The sequence below is a fragment of the Brevundimonas sp. genome (assembly GCF_032017145.1).
Classification (GTDB): domain Bacteria; phylum Pseudomonadota; class Alphaproteobacteria; order Caulobacterales; family Caulobacteraceae; genus Brevundimonas.
In genome coordinates, this window is the sequence record NZ_DALZQC010000166.1 from 1 (window position 1) to 4286 (window position 4286).

Consider the following 4286-nt stretch of genomic DNA (forward strand, 5'->3'; position numbering starts at 1 on the left):
CTCGTCAGGCTCATAACCTGAAGGTCGTAGGTTCAAATCCTACTCCCGCACCCAAAGATAACGACACCCTCGTCGCGTAAGCGACGGGGGTGTCGTCGTTTAGGGGCCGAGGTTTGTCGTGCGGCCAATCCATGATTGCGACGAGCACGTCGTGCAGGGGAGGCTCTCGCCATGCTGATCGCCGAGCTTCAGCACTGCCTTTTCGATCAAGGGTCGGAGAGCGGTGGCGGCATCATCGCGCTTCGAGGCTGAAGTCAAGGTTTCGGCCGGAAGCGTGACCTTCTTGGGATCAGTCTCGGTACATTGGCGTGCAGTCGACGGGCGAAGTGGTCGTGGCCGACTGCTGGGCCCACAAGATAGCGGATGGCTAAGTAGCCGCAAGGTCACACGACAAGCGGTGCAGACTGGCGGCGGTGATCTTGGGCGCGATGCGTTCGATGGATGCGATGACCCGCTCCGCATCGACGCGCGCCTGATCGCGAATGCGGGTGAGCTCGTCCACCCGCTCCTTGAGCGACCCGACCTTCGCTGGCGAGCAGATGGAAGGGTGCGACCTTCAGGTCGTCGATGCCGGACACCGGCCAGACATAGGGAGCCCACGCCGTCGCATACCGCCCGGCTCGCATGGCGCGGTCCTCGTAGCGAGCCTGGACGGCGCCGACATCGACACTACGGTTCATCGCGCGGGCGAGCGCCTCGCGGGCGGTTCTGAAGCCTTCGGACGACGAGGTGGCGACCGGCGCATACTGGCTTTCGATCAGGCTGCCGGCCTTGGCGGACCAGGGCATGATCTCGGAATCGAGCAGCAGCCAGTTCGTGGCCAGTTCGTCCCACAGGCCGATCTCATCGACCCGCGCGCGCAGGCGGGCCAGCAGGCCTTCCGTCATCGCGGGGTCATTGAAGAAGGAACGGCCGGTGCGGGTCCAGATGGCGCCGCTCTCCTCGCCGGCGACGCCGAACCGCTCGCGCGCGACCGAGGCGTCGCGGCACAGGGCGATCACCGCCCGCGAACCCATGTGCTTCACCCGCACGACCTTCGCCGCGCTCGCATTATCGGCGGCGCTGGTGGCGCGGTGATCGTGATCAAGTCGGGCGGTCTCTGCGCCGAAGGCGCGGACGGCTTCTGCGGCCGCCGCTGGCGCCATCCGCTTGCCGCGTAGCCCGTCCAGCATGCGCTGCTCCGTCTTGGTGCCGATAAGGGTAGCCGCCATACCCATCGCAAGTTCGACTGCTGCTAGAGGCCCAAGAGAGCGAGAGGCGCACAAGACGTCTCTGTTTTCGAATCTGCTTTCAGAACAAAAAACCTGCCCACGCTGAAGGCGTGGACAGGTCCGAGGCCTGGCGATCAGTTTTCTAAAAATCAGAACCTGTAGGCCACCCCGACACGCAGGTTTCGGCCCGGCAGGGGGGCGATGTCCTTGAGGAAGGAGGCGTGTTCGCGGGCCTCCTCGTTGGTCAGGTTGCGCGCCTCGGCGAACAGGGTGACGTTCTGCTGAGTGAAGGGTCGCACGGCCAGGGATGCGTTGACCAGGGTGTAGTCGTCGGTCGGCAGTTCGAACGCATTGGCGACGCGGTCCTGTTCCCCCACGTGCCGCACCTCGGCGCTGGCGTCGAAGCGGGTGGAGGTCCAGGCCAGGCGGCCGGTGACGGAATAGGGCGGAATACGCGCGGCCGGGCCGAAATCGGTCTGGGCGTGGACGTAGTCGGCGGACCCTTCCAGCGACAGCTTGCGATCGCCGTCCTGCCACAGGGCGTAGGCGCCCTCCAACTCGAAGCCGTAGAATTTCGCGCCGGTCTGGACGAAGCGATAGACGGGGAAGGTCTCATTCTCTTCCTCGAACAGGAACTGTTCTCCGGTCGGCCGCTCGTCGATGAAGCCGTCGTACCAGGAATGGTAGACGTGCAGATCGCCCGTGAACCGGCCGCGATCATAGTGGGCGGTCCCCTCCAGCGTGGTGACCTTTTCGCTGTTCAGGTTCAGGTCGCCGGTCTCATAGGCGGCGGTGGCGATGTGGACGCCGTCGGCGAACAGTTCGACCTCGCTCGGCGCGCGCTCGTTGTGGGCCAGGCTGAGACCCAGGAAAAGACCGGGCGCGGGGCGCAGGAAGGCGGCGGCGGAGGCGGACCAGTTGTCGAAGGTGCGGTTCACCTCGCTGGTTCCGCCGATGGGCGTGCCCGACAACTCGCGCCGGTCGTAGCGAAGGCCGCCTTCGAAACCGTGATTGCCCAGATCCAGCCGCTGCACCGTATAGACGCCGACTTCGTCGATATCCACGGTGGGCACGAAGGCTTCCTCGCCGATGGCCTGGAAGTTCCGCGACAGGGCCTGGACGCCCAGGGCGCCGTTCCAACCGCCGCGTTGGCGCTGAACCAGGTCGGCGCGCGCCTCCCAGCCGTCGGAGTTGAACACCGTGCCCGGCTCGCCCACATCCTCGAACTCGGTGTGGGTGTAGTCGGCATGGCCGTAGGAGCCGCGCAGAGCCGAGAAGGGGCCGTCGTCGAACCGATACTCGCCGCGCGCATCCCAGCGCTTCTGGTTCAGCTTGATGAAGACGGATTCCTCGGCGACCGTGCCGTATTCGCTGTCGGTGTCCTTGTAGGAGGCGCCGGCGAAACCCTTGTCGCCGATGTAGGATCCGCCGACGCCCCAGGTCTGCAGGTCGGTATAGCTGTTGGGCTGTTTGTCGTCGTCGCCGCGTGCGATGCCTTCGGCGGAGGCGCGCCGGGCGGAAATGGCCGGGGCGGGGATGTCGTAGTCGTCGGTCTTTCGCTTCACCCCATCGATGTTGAAGGCGAAGTTGCCTGAACCGATGGTGACGCGGCCGAACGCGCTGCGCCCGTCATCGACGCTGGACGCCTGGGTCGAGACCACGCCCTCGACGCCGCCCTCGGGGATGGCGGTGGGGATGCGGTCGTCCAGCACGTTCACCACGCCGCCGATGGCCGAGCCGCCATAGACCAGGGTGGCGGGCCCACGGATGATCTCGATGCGGTTGGCCTCGGCCGGGTCGGCCGCCACGGCGTGATCGGGCGAGACCGAACTGGCGTCGATCAGGCCGATGCCGTTGGTCAGCACCTGGACACGCGGGCCGCTCAGACCCCGGATGACCGGACGGCTGGCGCCAGGCGCGAAGTCCGTGGAGCGCACGCCCGGCCGCCCGTTCAGCAGGTCGCCCAGGGATGCGGCCGGCGCGGTGGCCAGGGTCTGTTCGTCCACCACGTCCGTGGCGATGACCGCCGCCCGCTGGCTGACGCCATAGGGAACGCCCGTGACGATGACGTCGTCGACCGTGGTCGGCGTACTGGCGGTCGATTGGGCGGCGGCGGCGCCGGCCATCACGGTGGAGCCGACCGCAGCCAGAAGCAGCGAACGCAAGGCGGGGGAGGAACGCATGACGGGAACCTTCAAGGGAGGAAGGTTTTGTGTTATGAGATAACGTCACATTCGGTCAAGCCGGTCGTGATAATCCCCGGCCTCGTGCGACCCCAAAATCACGGTGGTTCGAGGCCAGCGGATACTGCGTCCATTTGTCTGGTTTCATTTGACCTGACTCTGCGACATCAGAAATCTGCAGCAAGATCAATGGGCCTCACACACCGGCACCGAGTGCGATCAGACTCAAGTTTCACGGACTATGGCTCAGCCGGCGCCCAATTTCATTACAGCTGACTCGGGTACAATTCCTCAGCGTCAGCCCTGCGCCAGAAATAGGTGTTGTAGGCTTGGCCGAGCGGCTCGAACCCATTTGACCGCATGGCGGCAGAGAAGTCCTGCGCTCTGACGCCGGTCTTCTTCGCCACTTCATCCGCACCGATGAATTCGCGCCCGTATCTGCGCACTTCAGACAGCGGCACCTCAATTCGACGCCGCGTCTTCCTCCCCCGGATCAATCCAAGCCTTACGGCTCCGCTCACTGGCGTGTTGCTAACGCCGAGTATATCGGCGGCAACCATGCAGGAAAACGTAACCTCCGGCATCGGCATGCCTTCATCCGACTTTTTCAGTTTTTCCAGCCCTTGTTCAGTGACCAGGGGCTGGCTCAGAATCGGCCCGGTCCGCTGACGACGACCTGCCAGTTTGAGCTGACCGTTCAAAATGCAGTCGATGGCCTTCGTCCAGGTTATCGGATGGAGGATGCCTGTCATGGCGGTCAAAAACGGAACCACGTCCGTTTCGTCGGCTGGAGCCAGCGACAGGTCTTCCAAGCGCTGGGCTAGCAGGTTCAAAGATGCTGATCCTCCCTCGTTTCAGTGGACACCCATGCTAGCTTTTCGGAGCTGGAGAG

3 protein-coding genes are annotated in these 4286 nt (G+C 64.7%); all 3 read right to left on the bottom strand.

All coding sequences use genetic code 11. The features are described from left to right. Positions 1 to 383 precede the first annotated feature (383 nt). Complete coding sequence (locus tag RTU05_RS17140; RefSeq protein ID WP_312599524.1) at positions 384 to 1211, bottom strand: hypothetical protein; 828 nt, start codon at positions 1209 to 1211, stop codon at positions 384 to 386. Between the two features lie 149 nt (positions 1212 to 1360). Next, the gene (locus tag RTU05_RS17145; protein WP_312599525.1) at positions 1361 to 3394 is read right to left on the bottom strand and encodes a TonB-dependent receptor; all 2034 of its coding nucleotides are present in this window, start codon (positions 3392 to 3394) and stop codon (positions 1361 to 1363) included. A gap of 266 nt (positions 3395 to 3660) precedes the next feature. Beyond that, a complete protein-coding gene (locus RTU05_RS17150) occupies positions 3661 to 4227 on the bottom strand; it encodes a hypothetical protein (protein WP_312599526.1) in 567 nt (188 codons plus the stop codon). Between the last annotated feature and the right edge of the window lie 59 nt (positions 4228 to 4286).

Coding starts and splice junctions, on each gene's coding strand:
- RTU05_RS17140 (WP_312599524.1), bottom strand. CDS start 1,211: ATGGCGGCTACCCTTATCGGCACCAAGACGGAGCAGCGCATGCTGGAC.
- RTU05_RS17145 (WP_312599525.1), bottom strand. CDS start 3,394: ATGCGTTCCTCCCCCGCCTTGCGTTCGCTGCTTCTGGCTGCGGTCGGC.